The following is a 14,490-nucleotide window of genomic DNA, read 5'->3' as shown; positions in this document are numbered from 1 at the left end:
GCAAGCCAATATGGCTATTTCCATTACGCTGGTGCTGCTGATCATCGTGGCGCTGGCCTTCGACTTCATGAACGGCCTGCACGATGCGGCGAATTCCATCGCCACCATCGTCTCGACCCGCGTGCTGAAGCCGCAATATGCGGTGGTGTGGGCGGCGTTCTTCAACTTCATGGCCTTCTTCATTTTCGGCGTCCATGTGGCGGATACGGTGGGGACGGGTCTCGTCGACCCCAAGCTCGTCGATGATCCGCTGATTTTCGGCGCACTGATCGGCGCCATCGCGTGGAACGCCATCACCTGGTGGGGCGGCATTCCGTCCTCCTCATCCCATGCGCTGATCGGCGGGCTGGTGGGGGCGGGCGTCGCCAAGGCCGGTTTCTCCGCCATCATCTGGGGCGGGCTGAGCAAGACCGTCATCGCCATCGTGCTATCGCCCGCCATGGGCTTCGTGCTGGCGCTTCTGCTGGTGCTGCTGGTGAGCTGGGCCTTCGTCAGGTCGTCTCCGGCCTTTGCCGATGCATTCTCGCGGAAGTCGCAGCTTGTCTCCGCGGCCCTCTATTCGCTGGGGCACGGCAGCAATGATGCACAGAAGACCGCTGGCCTCATCGCGGTGCTGCTCTATTCGCACGGTGTCTATGCCGAGTTCACCGTGCCGGGCTGGGTCATCCTGTCCTGCTATACGGTGATGGGCATCGGCACGCTGCTGGGGGGCTGGCGCATCGTCCACACCATGGGCTCCAAGATCACGCGGCTGACGCCGATGCAGGGGTCCTGCGCGGAGACGGCGGGCGCCATCACGCTGTTCGGCGCCACCTATCTCGGCATCCCCGTCTCAACCACCCACACCATCACGTCCGCCATTGTTGGCGTGGGTGCGGCCAAGCGCATCTCCGCGGTGCGCTGGAACGTCGCCTCGGGCATCGTCTATGCCTGGGTCATCACCATGCCGGCGGCGGCCCTGATCGGCGGACTCGGATATTGGCTCGGGAAGCTTATTTTCTGAGCAGGAACCAGATGTTTACACTTATGTTGTCGAATCAAGGCTCCCGCTGTGAACTCTGACCGTGGAGCGCGACCCCTTTGCTCTGGACAGGTGCCGTGAAGAAGCCCGGATCGAAAACCCAATATGCCGCCCTTCCGTGGCGCTATAGCGGCGCCACGCGTGAGGTGCTGCTCATCTCGTCACGCGAGACGGGCCGCTGGGTGATCCCCAAGGGCTGGCCCATCAAGGGATTGTCCCCCGCCCAGACGGCGGCGCGCGAAGCCTATGAGGAGGCGGGTCTTGGCGGCCAGTTGAGCAAGAAGCCCATCGGCGCGTTCGAATATGGCAAGCGCCTTGGCAATGGCCGGGTTCTGCCCACCAAGGTCGAAGTCTACGGAATGGAACAGATGGTGCAGCACCGTGACTGGCCGGAGCAGGGCCAGCGCCGGATGCAGTGGTTCTCCGTGCCCGATGCCGCCGACGCCGTGGATGAGCCCGAACTGAAGCAGATCATCCGCAAGCTGAAGTAGGATCTCCTTTTCCCACTGCTCTGCAACAGGAAAAGGGAAGGAAGGGGCAGAGACTTGCGTATCCAGGTCCCTCTGTGGCTATGTGAAGCTTCAGAGGAGTAATCCCGATGACACTTGAATCCTATCTCGCCTTCACCGCCGCTGCAGCTGCTCTGGCCTTCGTGCCGGGTCCTACGGTGACTGTCATCATCGCCAACAGCTTGCGATATGGCTCCCGCGCGGGGCTGGCCAATGTGGTGGGCACGCAGGCGGGCTTCGTGGTCTGGCTCGGCATCGCGGCGCTGGGCCTGGGAGCCGCCATCGAGTTCATGGGCGTGTGGTTCGATGTGTTGCGCTACGCCGGTGCGGCCTATCTGATCTGGCTGGCGATCAAGCTGTTCCGCTCCAAGGGCGATCTGGCGATTGCGGTGGACAGGGCGCGGCCCCGGGGCTCGTTCTTCCTACAGGGCTTCATTGTCATCATCTCCAACCCCAAGATGCTGGTGCTGTTCGGGGCGATGATCCCGCCCTTCATTACGCCCGCAGATGATCCGATGCGCCAGATCCTGCTTCTGGGCGCCACCTTCATGGCCATCGCCTGCTTTGGGGACGTCATGTATGCGCTGATGGCAGGAAAGGCCGGGGCCTTCCTGTCCCGCTCGCGCATCCGCGCGCTGGAAATTGTCAGCGGCTGCTTCCTGATGGGTGGTGGCATCTGGATGGCGCTGAGGGGGCGCTGACACATGGCGCGCACCGGCTTTTATCCCGGCTCCTTCGATCCCGTCACCTATGGCCACCTCGATATCATCGCGCGGGCAGCCAGGCTCGTTGACAAGCTGGTACTGGGCGTCGGCGTGCATCACGGAAAACAGGGTCTCATTGCCGCCGAGGCACGGATCGCAGTTCTTGAGACCGTGACGCGGCCCATTGCCGAGCACACCGGCGTCAAAATCGTGGTCACAACGTTCGGCGGCCTTACGGTGGAGGCGGCACGGAAGCACCATGCGGGGGTCATCATCCGCGGCCTCAGGGATGCGAGCGACTTCGATTATGAAGTCCAGATGGGCCAGATGAACGCAGGCCTCGCTCCCGATATCGAAACCGTGTTCCTGGCCGCCTCGCCCGCCACCCGCATGATCGCCTCCTCGCTGGTGAAGCAGATTGCCCGCATGGGGGGTGACATCACGCTCTTCATCCCCAAGGAGGCGCAGGAGGCGGTTGCCGCAGCGCTTGGCGAGACGGCCAAGCCATCACATTGACTTTTTTGTGCGGTCCGGTCAGGAACGGCACCTGACAACCAATGGAGACAACATGATCAGGAAACTGGCCCTGGCCGCTCTGGCCGCTGGGCTTCTCAGCACTCCCGCACTTGCCGCCAGCAAGCTTAAGGTGGAGACCAGCAAGGGCTGCTCCTTCGAGATCACGCTTCGCGGCGATCTGGCGCCCAAGCACGTGGCGCAGGTCACCAAGCTCGCCAAGGAAGGCTTCTACAACAACATCGTTTTCCACCGCGTGATCGATGGTTTCATGGCCCAGACGGGTGACCCCACGGGCACCGGCATGGGCGGCTCCAAGCTTCCCGACATCAAGGCCGAGTTCACCCAGGAGCCGTTCAAGCGCGGCACGGTGGGCATGGCGCGGTCGCAGGATCCGGATTCGGCCAACAGCCAGTTCTTCGTGATGTTCGCCGATGGCTCTTTCCTCAATGGCCAATACACGGTGTGGGGCCAGGTGGATGAGCAGGGCATGGCCTGCGTGGACAAGATCGCCCGCGGCGAGCCGCCGGCAAACCCTGACAAGATGACAAAGGTAACGGTGGAATAATGGCTGATCTCGAAAACACGGTCTATCTCGACGTGGTGGATGCTAAGGACCAGCCCAAGGGCCGGATCACCATCGCGCTCCGCCCGGACCTCGCGCCGAACCACGTCGCCCGCATCAAGGAGCTCGCCCGTGAAGGCGCTTATGATGGCGTGGTTTTCCACCGCGTGATCGAAGGCTTCATGGCCCAGGGTGGCGATGTGGAGTTTGGCAACACCACGGCCTCCAGCTTCAATGCCGGCCGCGCTGGCATGGGTGGTTCGAAGAAGCCCAATCTGAAGCAGGAGTTCTCCAAGGAGCCGCATGTGCGCGGCGTCTGCTCCATGGCGCGCTCCCAGAACCCGGACTCGGCCAACAGCCAGTTCTTCATATGCTTCGATGATGCCGGCTTCCTTGACCGGCAATATACGGTCTGGGGCAAGGTCACGGACGGCATGGACATCGTGGACGCCATCAAGCGCGGCGAACCGGTGAGCCAGCCGGACAAGATCGCCAAGTTCCAGGTTGCTGCTGACGCAAAGTAGTTTCAAGCACAGATAATTGGCGTCACCCCAGCGAAGGCAGGGGTGGCGCTTTCCGGGCCCCAAAGCGGGATTCCAGCCTTCGCTGGCATGACGGGCCCTAGAGATAGACCGGTCCCTCATGCGCGTTTCGGACTTTGATTTTGAACTCCCGCCGGAGCGGATTGCACTCCGGCCTGTTTCGCCGCGCGACGTATCGAAGCTTCTCGTGGTCCGGCCGCAGGGCCTTGATGACCATGTCTTCCGAGACCTCCCCAGCCTTCTCAAACCGGGCGATGTTCTCGTGTTCAACAATACCCGGGTGATCCCCGCGGCACTCTCCGGCAACCGCATCGGGCGGGGCGGCACGACTCCCAAGATCGAAGCCTTGCTGCACATGCGGCTCGATGGCAGCCGCTGGAAGGCCTTCGCGAAACCCGCAAAGAAGCTCGAAAAGGGTGATCGCGTCCGGTTCGGGTCGGAGGGAAAGCTCTGTCTTATCGGCCACTTGGACGCCACGGTTGAAGAAAAAGGCGAGGCGGGGGAAGTGACCTTCGCCTTCGATTTTTCTGGGCCCGCTCTGGACGAGGCGATCACGGCAGTCGGGGAAATGCCGCTGCCGCCCTATATCGCCGGAAAGCGTGGCACCGACGAGAAAGACAAGGCCGATTACCAGACGGTGTTCGCCGAAAGAGAAGGGGCCGTGGCTGCTCCGACCGCCGGGCTTCACTTTACGCCGGAGTTGATGAATAAGCTGGAAGCGTCTGGAATCTCAACGGAATTTGTAACGTTGCATGTCGGCGCTGGCACCTTTCTGCCGGTCAAGGCGGAAGATACCGCAGATCACAAGATGCATGCCGAATGGGGGGAAGTGACGGCCGGAACCTGCGAGCGGCTGAAGTCGGTTCGCGCCAAGGGCGGCCGGATCGTGGCCGTGGGCACCACCTCGCTCCGCCTTCTCGAAAGCGCCGGGCTCGAACCATTCTCGGGCACGACGGAGATTTTCATCACCCCCGGCTACAAATTCCGCGCGGTTGACCTGCTGATCACCAATTTCCACCTGCCCAAATCGACGCTCTTCATGCTGGTGTCTGCCTTCGCTGGGCTTAAGACCATGCGCGCGGCCTATGCCCATGCCATCGCGAATGACTATCGCTTCTATTCCTATGGCGACTCGAGCCTGCTATTCCCCAGCCCATGACGACTGAATTTGGCTTCACGCTTCACGCAACAGACGGCCCGGCCCGGCTCGGCACCGTCCGTACACTCCATGGTGACATCCGCACCCCCGCCTTCATGCCGGTGGGCACGGTTGGCACGGTCAAGGGCCTTTACCTCAATCAGGTCGAGGAGACCGGGGCGGACATCATTCTCGGCAACACCTATCACCTGATGCTGCGGCCGGGGGCGGAGGAGGTCGCAAAGCTTGGCGGCCTTCATCACTTCATCGGCTGGAAACGGCCGATCCTGACGGACTCGGGCGGCTTCCAGATCATGTCGCTCTCGAAGATCCGCAAGATCACCGAACAGGCCGCCATGTTCCAGTCCCACATTGACGGACGGAAATATGAACTCTCGCCCGAGCGGGCGATGGAAATCCAGCGGCTGCTGGGCTCCGACATTCAAATGCAACTCGATCAATGCATCGAATATCCCCACACGGAGGCAGAAGCCGAGAAGGCGATGCAACTCTCGCTCCGCTGGGCGGACCGCTCCAGGCGGGCCTTCGGGCAGCAGCCGGGCCGGGGCAATTTCGGCATCGTCCAGGGCGGCATCAATCCCCGGCTGAGGAAGCTCAGCGCAGAGGGGCTCCGCGCCATCGGCTTCGAGGGCTATGCGATTGGCGGGCTCGCGGTGGGCGAAGGTCATGACCTCATGCTGCAGGCGATCGAGCACACGATCCCCCATCTGCCGGAGGACAAACCGCGCTACCTGATGGGGGTTGGAACGCCGGAGGACATCCTCGAATCCGTGGCGCGCGGCATTGATATGTTCGACTGCGTGCTGCCGACGCGGTCCGGCCGGCATGGCCAGGCCTTCACACGTTTCGGCAAGATCAACCTCCGGAATGCCAGGCATGCCGGGGACCCGCGCCCGCTGGACCCGGAACATCCATGCCCGGCGCTGTCCCAATATTCGCGGGCCTATCTCCACCACCTGATCCGCTCCGGCGAGCTTCTGGGCATGATGCTGCTGTCCTGGGCCAATATCGCCTATTATCAGACGCTGACGCAGGGGATCCGCGCCGCGATCGCCGAAGGCCGTTTCGAGGCCTTCCGGCTTGCGACGAAGGAACAGTGGCAGCGCGGCGATATCCCGGCATAATCGGATCGAAATGGGAGGACGACATGAAACTATCGGACGAGGTGATTATCCCTGTGCCGCGCCAAAAGGTGTGGGAGGCGCTGAACGATCCCGAGGTGCTCCGCCAGGCAATCCCCGGCTGTGAGGAGATCACCAAGACCTCTGACACCACCATGGAGGCGAGAGTCACCGTGAAGATGGGCCCCGTCAAGGCCACCTTCAAAGGTGCTGTGACCCTGTCTGACCTCGATCCCCCCAATGGCTATCGCATCTCGGGCGAAGGCAAGTCCATGATGGGCGGTGCCACCGGCGGCGCCAATGTCAGGCTTGAGGATGTGCCCGAGGGCACCAAACTGATCTATGATGTCGACGCCCAGGTGACGGGCAAGATCGCCAGCCTCGCCCAGCGCTTCATCGAGCCCACGGCGCGGCAATTGTCTGCGCAGTTCTTCGAGAGCTTCGCCAAGGTGGCAGCTGGCCAAACCAGCTGACACCCTGGCGCCAGGCCTCATTCCGCGGGAGCAAGAACGGCCGCTTTCCTGTCGCGTGACACAAGCCAGCGCTCGATCAGGTGGTCGAGCGAGATGACCCCAGGTCCCCGCGTGAGGATCATCACCAGCACGCTGCCCCACAGAAGGCTCTCCACCCAGGAAGCGGGGTAAACCAGCGTCACGATTACCAGCGTCATGCCGATGAGGGGCAAGGTGGCAAGCCTGGTGGCGAGCCCTGCGAACAGGAAAAGGGGTGCCCCCAGTTCCACAATCATCGCCAGACGCGCAGCGATTTCCGGCGGGATGATGGGCAGCTGATATTCATTGGCGAAAAGCTTCACCGCAAAATCGAAGGAGCGCGCCTTCAGCAGTCCGGCGTTGAAGAACACGAATCCCATGGAAATCCGCATCCCCAGCAAAATCAGTGACAGGGGCATTTGCGCCAGCAGCGCACGGACGGCAACAAAGCGGCGGCGCCAGACGGTGAACATATCATGCATGGAGGGTCTCCTGAGTGAGGTTGATGACAAGCCCGTCCGAAAACAGGCGGCCAAGGGCAGCTGAGAGATCGAAGCCCGGTTCAGCCTCGACAGCGGCGGATGCCGCCGCGCCCAGCGCCTCGCTTGCAGCGAGCCGCGCGCGGAAGGTGAAGCCCCCGGGGCTCAGCCGTTCAACGGAAAAGCGGCCACGTGCGCCGCGCAATTGCAGCAGGGTCTGCCGAGGCTCGAAGACCAGTTGCTCCGGCTGGTGGGATTGGTGGCGAAGATGCAGCAGTTCATCAACCGGCCAGCCTGAGGCCAGGAAGGCAAGGCCGGGCTGCAGCCCGAGCGTGATCTGAGCAAGATGCTGAGGCGGCACCGCGGCCAGCGCCGCGATCGCCATGGGCTCGCGGGATACCGCAACCGAAAGGCAGCCGAGGCGCCAGTCCAGCCGGGCCACGTCAGCGGCATAGGCGGGAAGGCTTTCGCGCGCATCGGCCACCACATCGACCAGCACTTCACCATATTCCGCAAGGCTGGGCGCACGCGGGGGAGAACGCATGAGCGCGGCATCGGCCAATGCGACCAGCCGGTCCGTACCCAGAATCCACTCGAGTGTCGGATAGCGTCCCCGCAGATGGCGGCGGAAACTCTCGCGATAATGGCGGCGATAAATCTCGAGCCGTTCTGCGGCATCCCCGCTCGCACGAAGCAGCCCAAGAACCGCCTGTTGACCGTCCGCCGTGACCGCCGTGCGGAAGGCCGACTGCGTTTCAGACAGCGACGGCATGGCGCGTCTCCTCCAGCACGGCAACTGCAATGGCATCCGCCTTGGCGGCCTCCCGCAGCAGCACATCGATCGCCGGAATGGCACTGTCCCATTCGATCAATGTCGGCCGTGGCCCGAAGCGGCTGACCGCATAGGCATAGAGATCCCAGGCCTGAGGATCGATGGGGCGGGCATGCGTATCGATGATGACGGAAGAGCCGGAGGGCTCCATCTCCATCTCGAAGCCGCCCAGATGCATTTCGCCAATGGCCTCGCCCGGCAGCTCGTCAATGTAGCGCCGCGCGTCATAGCCCAGATTATGTGCGCTGACGTGAATGTTCGACACATCGCAGAGCAGCTTGCAGCCGGTGCGCCGGACCACCTCATTGAGAAATGCGGTCTCCGGCATGGTGGAGCCGGTGAAGCCCAGATAGTTCGACGGGTTCTCGAGGTGATAGGCACGGCCCAGCACATCCTGCACCTCGTCGATGTGATCTGAAATCAGGTCGAGCGATTCATCCGTGTAGGGCAGGGGCAGCAGGTCATTCAGATATTCCCCTTCATGCGTTGACCAGGCGAGGTGGCCGGAGACGAGGACGGGATCGATGGCATCAATCAGTGATTTGACGCGGTACAAATGCGTGCGGTCCAGCCCCGTGGCGCTCCCCACGGAGATGCCGACGCTGTGGACGGAAACCGGGTAATGCCTGGAAATCTCAGCCAGCATTTCCGCGGCATGAGGGTTCGCGAGATAGTTTTCCGGGTGTATTTCGAACCACGCGGCGGATGGCCTGTCTTCGAGAACGGCGCTCAGATGCTGCAAGCGCAGGCCGACGCCGGCGCTGGTTTTCATGACGCGATGTTTCATGCTGCTGCTCCGGAGTATTGCGCGGGACGGCGCGACGGCCGCCCCGCCGGTTGCCATTACTTGGCCTGCGTCTGGCCGCCGACGATGCGGCTGCAATAGCCGGCCGGAACATAGACCCACTCATTCGGATCTGAATCGACCTTGGACATGCCGGCGCAGGAATGCGCACCGCTCATGGCCGCGCAATCATTCATGCCAGCCTTGGCAATGCCGAAGCACTTCTCGGAGTCATAGGACGGAACGGGCGTGGGCCCCGCCTGGGCGGCAGCAACAGGCAGCGCGATTGCGGCGAGAAGGGCGGCGGCGATGAGCTGATGGTTCATGATGAAGTTTCCTCTGTGGAACGACGGACATTCTTGGCCCGACATTGGAGACTTCGCGGGGGGCTTGCCCGTTGTTACAGCCCACACGCGGCCGTGATCACTTGTGACCGGAAGGGTGTGCTTGTCAGTGCTGGGTGCTGGCTGTAACAAATCGTCCGGCGGCGGCGAAAGAGAATAAGAATGGCATCCGAAGAGGATCGCGAAATGGCAACACTGATGCTCGCCGCACTGAAGGGGGATGAGACCGCCTACGCCGCTTTCCTGCGCAGGGCGGCCGATCTCACCCGCCGGGCCGTGGCGCGCCGCATGGGTGCTGCCTATTCGACGGGCGTCGAAGACGTGGTCCAGGAAACACTGCTTGCCGTACATTTGAAACGGCACACATGGCGCGTGGATGAGCCCATTCTGCCATGGCTCACTTCGATTGCCCGCTATAAGGCGATCGATGCGTTCCGGCGCCGTGGGGTTCGCGTGGAACTGCCGATCGAAGATTTTGCCGACGTCCTCCCCGGACCGGAAACCGCTGGTGACATGGAAGAGTCTCAACATATCGAGCAAGCAGTCGGCAGCTTGAGTGACGGTCAGCAGCGGGTCGTAAGATCGATTGCCATCGAAGGCCGCTCGATCAAGGAAACGGCCGCCGCCCTCAAGATGCAGGAAACGGCGGTGAGAGTTGCCTTCCACCGCGGCCTCAGCATAATTGCGCAGCGCTTCGGGCGTCAGGCATGAAAACCCAGGATCTGATCGGCAGGCTCTCCGCTGACAGCCAGCCCCAACAGGGCTCTCCCCGGCTGACCTTGGCGCTGGCGGTTTTCGCCGCCGCAGCAGTGGCCGTGCTGCTGATGCTGTTCACCATCGGGCCGCGGCCGGACATCGCCGAAGCAAGCGGCACATGGCGCTTTGATTTCAAATTCCTGGTGACGGTGACGCTCGCCGCCACGGGCTATTTTCTTCTGAGCCGCGCGCTCTATCCCGAAGGGCTGCAGCGCGCGCCGCTGTGGCTGCTGCTTGCCGCTCCCGCCTTGCTTCTGGGCGCTGCTGTCTTCGAGCTTTGGGCATTGCCGCACGCCATGTGGGGCACGAAGGTCATCGGCACCAACTGGCTTTACTGCCTCACGCTGGTTCCCGCCTTCGGCATTGTGCCGCTGGTGCTGGCGCTCTGGGCGATCCGGCAAGGTGCCACGACGCGGCCGGTGCTGACGGGCTTTCTGTCCGGCCTTGTGGCCGGCGGCCTCGCGGCAACCGCCTATGCCGCGCACTGCCCCGACGATTCACCGCTCTTCGTGGCCGTCTGGTACCCCATCGGTATTCTCACCCTCGGGGCCATAGGGGCGGTTGCGGGCCGCGCGGTTCTGCGCTGGTAACGGGCAACGCGCCTATTTGCCCGAACCGCCCGTGTGCTCGCCCTCGCGAGTCAGATAGTACGCCGCGAGAATGGGGAGGAAGGTGACGGCGATGACGAACAGCGCCACCACATTGGTGACAGGCCGCTGGCGCGGACGGATCAGCTCATTCAGCATCCAGATCGGCAGCGTTGATTGCTGCCCGGCAGTGAAGGTGGTGACGATCACTTCATCGAAAGACAGCGCGAAGGCCAGCATGCCGCCCGCCAGCAACGCTGAGGCGATCTGCGGCAGCACCACATGGCGGAAGGTCTGCGGGCCATTGGCCCCCAGATCCATCGATGCCTCAATCATGCTGCCGGAGAGCCTGCGAAAGCGGGCCAGCGCATTGTTGTAGACGACCACGATGCAGAAGGTGGCGTGGCCCAGCACGATTGTCCAGGTCGAAAACGGGATCGACATGATGTCGAAGGCCGAGCGCAGCGCAATGCCGGTGATGATGCCGGGAAGGGCGATCGGCAGGATGAAGAGGAGCGAGATCGAATCCTTGCCATAGAATTTCGCTCGCCACAGCGCCGCAGCCGCCAGCGTGCCGAGCACCAGCGCAATCAGCGTTGCCAGCACGGCCACGCGAACGGAGAGCCAGAGCGGGCCCCAGATATCGGGCCGGTCGAACCAGGCGACGGAGAACCAGTGCAGCGTCAGGCCCGGCGGCGGAAACTGGAAGCTCTTCTCTTCCGTGGTGAAGGCATAGAGCACGATGAGGGCCAGCGGCACATGAAGGAACAGGAGCCCACCCACGGCCGCAGCCCGGAGGGCAAAACTCGCCTTGGGCTCAGAGCGCATCGAATGCCCCCAGCCTGCGGGCGATCATAAGGTAAATGCCCATAATCAACACGGGAACGACGGTGAATGCGGCAGCAAGCGGAATGTCGCCCGCCGTGCCCTGCAGCGCATAGACGGTGGTGCCGATGAAGGGCCGGGAATTCCCCACGATCTGCGGGATGATGTAGTCACCCAGCGTCAGCGAGAAGGTGAAGATCGAGCCTGCGATCACGCCCGGCATGGCCAATGGCAGGATCACCGTCCGGAATGTCTGACGCGGCGAAGCGCCCAGATCGGCCGAGGCTTCGATGAAGTTCTTCGGCACACGTTCCAATGCCGCCTGCGTCGGCAGGATCATGTAGGGCAGCCAGATATAGACGAAGACCAGGAACGTGCCGATGTAGCTGAAGGAGAGCGAGGGGCCGCCAACCACCGGAAGGCTCAGCACGCCATCGATGATCCAGCCAAGATGCAGCTGCGTGGCCACCCAGCTGATGATTCCTTCCTTGGCGAGGATCAGCTTCCAGGCATAGACCTTGACCAGATAGCTGGACCACAGCGGCATCATGACGGCGAGATAGAACAGCGCCTTCCAGCCGCCCCGCGCATAGCGCGCCGCATAATAGGCGATGGGAAACGCAATGATGGCACTTGCCAGCGTCACCAGTGCCGCCATCACGGCGGTGCGGAGGATGATGGTGAGGTTCCCTTGCTGGAACAAATGCCCATAGGTCGAGAAAGTGAAATCATGGACGACGAGGCCAGAGAACTCGTCAAGCGAATAAAAGCTCTGCAGCAGCAGCGCAAAGAGCGAGCCGATATAAACGAGCCCGATCCAGAGAAGCGGCGGCAGCAGCAGTGCGAGGGTCAGGAGGCCGGAATTGCGGTAGAAGAAATCCGATAGCCCGCCGCGCGCCGCGGGCGTGGCGGCAGCGGCCGTCATGCCGCCTCCATGGCCACGGGGCTCGCTTGATCCCAGGCCAGGGTTACACTGTCACCTTCCCGGATGGTGGCGCTTCCCGCGGGGATCGCCGCGACCAGCCGTGTGCCTGCGGCATCGACCGCCAGCCGCGTCACCGCACCCTGATATTGTACGGAGACGACCACGCCCGATGCAGTCTCCTGCTGAGGGCGGGGCGGTTCGCCGGGGCCAAGCAGCCTGATCTTCTCCGGCCGGAGGCTGGTCCAGGCCGCAGCACCGCCATGTGCTGCCGCGAAGGCCGGGGGCAGCACATTGGAGGAGCCGACGAAATCCGCCACGAAGCGCGAGCGCGGGCGCTCATAGACATCCTCGGGCGTTCCCGCCTGCACGATCCTGCCATCGTTGAAGATTGCCACCCGGTCCGCCATGGAGAGCGCTTCGCCCTGATCATGCGTCACGAACACGAAGGTGATGCCGAGCTGCTTCTGCAGCACCTTGAGCTCCTCCTGCATCTGTTCGCGAAGCTTGAGGTCAAGGGCACCCAGCGGTTCATCCAGCAGCAGCACCTTGGGTTGGTTGACGAGGGCGCGGGCCAAGGCCACACGCTGCCGTTGGCCGCCCGAAAGCTGGGAAGGCCGTCTCTGGTCAAAGCCTGCTAGCTTCACCATGGCAAGTGCATCGAGCGCCTGGCGCTCGCGCTCCGCCCTGGCAACGCCCTTGATCATCAGCCCATAGGCGACGTTTTCACCGACCGTCATATGGGGGAACAGCGCGTAGTCCTGGAACACGGTATTGACGTTGCGCTTGTAGGGCGGCAGGCCTTCCGCGGTTTCGCCGAAAATCTCGATGTGCCCGGACGTCGGCTGCTCGAAGCCTGCGATCAGCCGCAGGCAGGTGGTCTTGCCGGAGCCCGATGGCCCCAGCATGGCGAAGAACTCGCCCTCCGCAATGTCGAGCGACACATCGTCAACCGCCCGCACTTGCCCGAAATGGCGCGACACGTGCTGGAAGGAAACGGCTGGGGGCATGGGGAATTCTCGCGGAACCGGAGAGTGAGAAGATTTCCCCTCCCCACGAAGGGGAGGGGAAGTGTTATCCGCGATTACTGGCTCATCACGTCGCGGTACGCCTTGTCCCACTGCGAATAGGGAACGCAACCGCCTTCCGCTTCGCACTTGGATGTAGGCGTCCGCCAGAACCAGATCTTGTCGAAGTTCTCGAAGCCATTGGTGGCGCAGCCTGCATCCGTCAGCAGCTCATTGCCCTTGCAGGCGGCGGGAACGGAAGGAACCGATCCGAACCAGGCCGCAAGATCACCCTGCAGCTTGGGGCTCAGTGAGTGATTGAGCCAGAGATAGGCGCAGTTCGGGTGCGGCGCGTTGGCGTGCATCATGGTGGTGTCGGCCCAGCCGGTGGCACCTTCCTCGGGTACGGTCGACGCAACGGGCTGCTTGTCGGCTTCCAGCAGATTGACCTGGAACGGCCAGGAAGAGGAGGCGACGACACCTTCATTCTTGAAGTCGTCGATCTGCACCATGGCGTCATGCCAGTAACGGCCGACGAGCTGGCGTTGGCCCTTCAGCAGCGCGATCGCTGCATCGAACTGCGCCTGGTTCAGCTCATAAGGATTCTTGATGCCGAGCTCGGGCTTGGTCTTCATCAGATAGAGAGCGGCATCCGCAACATAGATCGGCCCGTCGAAGGCCTGAACCCGGCCCTTGTTGGACTTGCCGTCGGGCAGCGTCTGCTCCTCGAACACCACAGCCCAGCTCTTGGGTGCCTCCTTGAAGACCTTGGTGTTATAGGCCAGCACATTGGGGCCCCACTGATAGGGAACGCCATAATGCGCGCCGTCAACCGTGTGCCAGGGCGCTTCCTTCAGGCGGTCATCCAGCGTGCCCCAGTCCTTGATAAGCGCGATATTGATCGGCTGCACCTTCTTGCCGGCGATCAGGCGCAGCGAAGCGTCGCCCGAGGCGGTGACGAGGTCGAAGCCGCCCTGGTTCATCAGCGTCACCATCTCGTCCGAGGTGGCGGCGGTCTTGACGTTCACCTTGCAGCTCGTGTCCTTCTCGAACTGGGTCACCCAGTCATAGCCCTTGTCGGTTTCGCCGCGCTCGATGTAGCCCGGCCACGCGACGATATCGACCTGGCCTTCGCCCGGTCCGATTTCCTTCGGCAGTTCCTGCGCCAGTGCCATGCCGCTAACGGCAGCGAGTGCGGCAAGCGAGGCGATCGCTGTCTTCATGAAGGTCATGATATGTTTTCTCCCTGCGGGCTCACGTGTTGCGGCATGCCTGCTTGGCAGCCGCCTCCGGCCCGTGCCATGTATTGTGGCCTGAACTGCACCTTAA

Annotated in this window: 19 protein-coding genes; 11 read left to right on the top strand and 8 right to left on the bottom strand. The window is 62.8% G+C overall.

All coding sequences use genetic code 11. The features are described from left to right. Positions 1 to 10 precede the first annotated feature (10 nt). The 9 genes from ACO06F_RS02335 to ACO06F_RS02295 all read left to right on the top strand — a co-directional run bounded on the left by ACO06F_RS02335 (position 11) and on the right by ACO06F_RS02295 (position 6,607). Entirely contained in the window at positions 11 to 1,003 is a 993-nt protein-coding gene (locus tag ACO06F_RS02335; RefSeq protein WP_421695093.1) for an inorganic phosphate transporter, read from the top strand. Positions 1,004 to 1,098: 95 nt separating this feature from the next. Continuing rightward, the gene (locus ACO06F_RS02330) at positions 1,099 to 1,512 is read left to right on the top strand and encodes an NUDIX hydrolase (RefSeq protein ID WP_421695092.1); all 414 of its coding nucleotides are present in this window, start codon (positions 1,099 to 1,101) and stop codon (positions 1,510 to 1,512) included. Between the two features lie 107 nt (positions 1,513 to 1,619). Further along, positions 1,620 to 2,231, top strand: coding sequence for a LysE family translocator (locus ACO06F_RS02325; RefSeq protein ID WP_421695091.1), 612 nt, complete (start codon positions 1,620 to 1,622; stop codon positions 2,229 to 2,231). A gap of 3 nt (positions 2,232 to 2,234) precedes the next feature. After that, positions 2,235 to 2,750 (top strand): pantetheine-phosphate adenylyltransferase, encoded by a 516-nt coding sequence (gene coaD, locus ACO06F_RS02320; protein ID WP_421695090.1) that lies wholly within the window; start codon positions 2,235 to 2,237, stop codon positions 2,748 to 2,750. 52 nt (positions 2,751 to 2,802) lie between these two features. Beyond that, positions 2,803 to 3,315 (top strand): peptidylprolyl isomerase, encoded by a 513-nt coding sequence (locus tag ACO06F_RS02315; protein ID WP_421695089.1) that lies wholly within the window; start codon positions 2,803 to 2,805, stop codon positions 3,313 to 3,315. After that, a complete protein-coding gene (locus ACO06F_RS02310; RefSeq protein ID WP_421695088.1) occupies positions 3,315 to 3,836 on the top strand; it encodes a peptidylprolyl isomerase in 522 nt (173 codons plus the stop codon). Before ACO06F_RS02315 ends, ACO06F_RS02310 begins: the two co-directional genes overlap by 1 nt. Before the next feature lie 118 nt (positions 3,837 to 3,954). Next, positions 3,955 to 5,013, top strand: coding sequence for a tRNA preQ1(34) S-adenosylmethionine ribosyltransferase-isomerase QueA (gene queA / locus ACO06F_RS02305; protein WP_421695087.1), 1,059 nt, complete (start codon positions 3,955 to 3,957; stop codon positions 5,011 to 5,013). After that, complete coding sequence (gene tgt, locus ACO06F_RS02300) at positions 5,010 to 6,137, top strand: tRNA guanosine(34) transglycosylase Tgt (RefSeq protein WP_421695086.1); 1,128 nt, start codon at positions 5,010 to 5,012, stop codon at positions 6,135 to 6,137. The genes queA and tgt overlap by 4 nt, the downstream gene beginning before the upstream one ends. 23 nt (positions 6,138 to 6,160) lie before the next feature. Then, complete coding sequence (locus ACO06F_RS02295) at positions 6,161 to 6,607, top strand: CoxG family protein (RefSeq protein WP_421695085.1); 447 nt, start codon at positions 6,161 to 6,163, stop codon at positions 6,605 to 6,607. 17 nt (positions 6,608 to 6,624) lie between these two features. On the opposite strand, the gene ACO06F_RS02290 is transcribed toward ACO06F_RS02295, so the two are convergent. Genes ACO06F_RS02290 through ACO06F_RS02275 form a run of 4 tightly spaced genes read right to left on the bottom strand, consistent with a single transcriptional unit; the run spans position 6,625 to position 9,046 of the window. Further along, positions 6,625 to 7,107 (bottom strand): DoxX family protein, encoded by a 483-nt coding sequence (locus tag ACO06F_RS02290; protein ID WP_421695084.1) that lies wholly within the window; start codon positions 7,105 to 7,107, stop codon positions 6,625 to 6,627. Then, positions 7,100 to 7,876, bottom strand: a complete 777-nt coding sequence (locus ACO06F_RS02285) for a DNA-binding domain-containing protein (RefSeq protein ID WP_421695083.1) — start codon at positions 7,874 to 7,876, stop codon at positions 7,100 to 7,102. The genes ACO06F_RS02290 and ACO06F_RS02285 overlap by 8 nt, the downstream gene beginning before the upstream one ends. Next, positions 7,860 to 8,723, bottom strand: a complete 864-nt coding sequence (locus tag ACO06F_RS02280) for a DUF692 domain-containing protein (RefSeq protein ID WP_421695082.1) — start codon at positions 8,721 to 8,723, stop codon at positions 7,860 to 7,862. The genes ACO06F_RS02285 and ACO06F_RS02280 overlap by 17 nt, the downstream gene beginning before the upstream one ends. A gap of 56 nt (positions 8,724 to 8,779) precedes the next feature. Next, positions 8,780 to 9,046: a DUF2282 domain-containing protein gene (locus ACO06F_RS02275; protein ID WP_421695081.1), complete on the bottom strand. Its 267-nt coding sequence runs from the start codon at positions 9,044 to 9,046 to the stop codon at positions 8,780 to 8,782. A 180-nt stretch (positions 9,047 to 9,226) separates the two neighbouring features. Here ACO06F_RS02275 and ACO06F_RS02270 point away from each other — a divergent pair, with 180 nt between their 5' ends. Both ACO06F_RS02270 and ACO06F_RS02265 read left to right on the top strand, forming a co-directional pair. Beyond that, positions 9,227 to 9,775, top strand: a complete 549-nt coding sequence (locus tag ACO06F_RS02270) for a sigma-70 family RNA polymerase sigma factor (RefSeq protein ID WP_421695080.1) — start codon at positions 9,227 to 9,229, stop codon at positions 9,773 to 9,775. Then, positions 9,772 to 10,410 carry an NrsF family protein gene (locus ACO06F_RS02265; protein WP_421695079.1) on the top strand — a complete coding sequence of 213 codons (639 nt, stop codon included), beginning with the start codon at positions 9,772 to 9,774 and terminating at the stop codon, positions 10,408 to 10,410. The genes ACO06F_RS02270 and ACO06F_RS02265 overlap by 4 nt, the downstream gene beginning before the upstream one ends. A 12-nt stretch (positions 10,411 to 10,422) precedes the next feature. Here the strand turns inward: ACO06F_RS02265 and ACO06F_RS02260 are convergent, their stop codons facing one another. From ACO06F_RS02260 to ACO06F_RS02245, 4 genes are all read right to left on the bottom strand, one after another. Next, on the bottom strand, positions 10,423 to 11,235 hold the full coding sequence (locus ACO06F_RS02260; protein WP_421695078.1) for an ABC transporter permease: 813 nt from the start codon (positions 11,233 to 11,235) through the stop codon (positions 10,423 to 10,425). Continuing rightward, positions 11,225 to 12,157 carry an ABC transporter permease gene (locus ACO06F_RS02255; RefSeq protein ID WP_421695077.1) on the bottom strand — a complete coding sequence of 311 codons (933 nt, stop codon included), beginning with the start codon at positions 12,155 to 12,157 and terminating at the stop codon, positions 11,225 to 11,227. Before ACO06F_RS02255 ends, ACO06F_RS02260 begins: the two co-directional genes overlap by 11 nt. Beyond that, the gene (locus tag ACO06F_RS02250) at positions 12,154 to 13,164 is read right to left on the bottom strand and encodes an ABC transporter ATP-binding protein (protein ID WP_421695076.1); all 1,011 of its coding nucleotides are present in this window, start codon (positions 13,162 to 13,164) and stop codon (positions 12,154 to 12,156) included. The genes ACO06F_RS02255 and ACO06F_RS02250 overlap by 4 nt, the downstream gene beginning before the upstream one ends. Positions 13,165 to 13,238: 74 nt before the next feature. Continuing rightward, a complete protein-coding gene (locus tag ACO06F_RS02245; RefSeq protein ID WP_421696604.1) occupies positions 13,239 to 14,384 on the bottom strand; it encodes an ABC transporter substrate-binding protein in 1,146 nt (381 codons plus the stop codon). Between the last annotated feature and the right edge of the window lie 106 nt (positions 14,385 to 14,490).

The sequence above is a fragment of the Aestuariivirga sp. genome, assembly GCF_965227715.1.
Classification (GTDB): domain Bacteria; phylum Pseudomonadota; class Alphaproteobacteria; order Rhizobiales; family Aestuariivirgaceae; genus Aestuariivirga.
The sequence above is the reverse complement of the archived record's forward strand: the minus strand, read 5'-3'. Positions and strand labels throughout refer to the sequence as shown.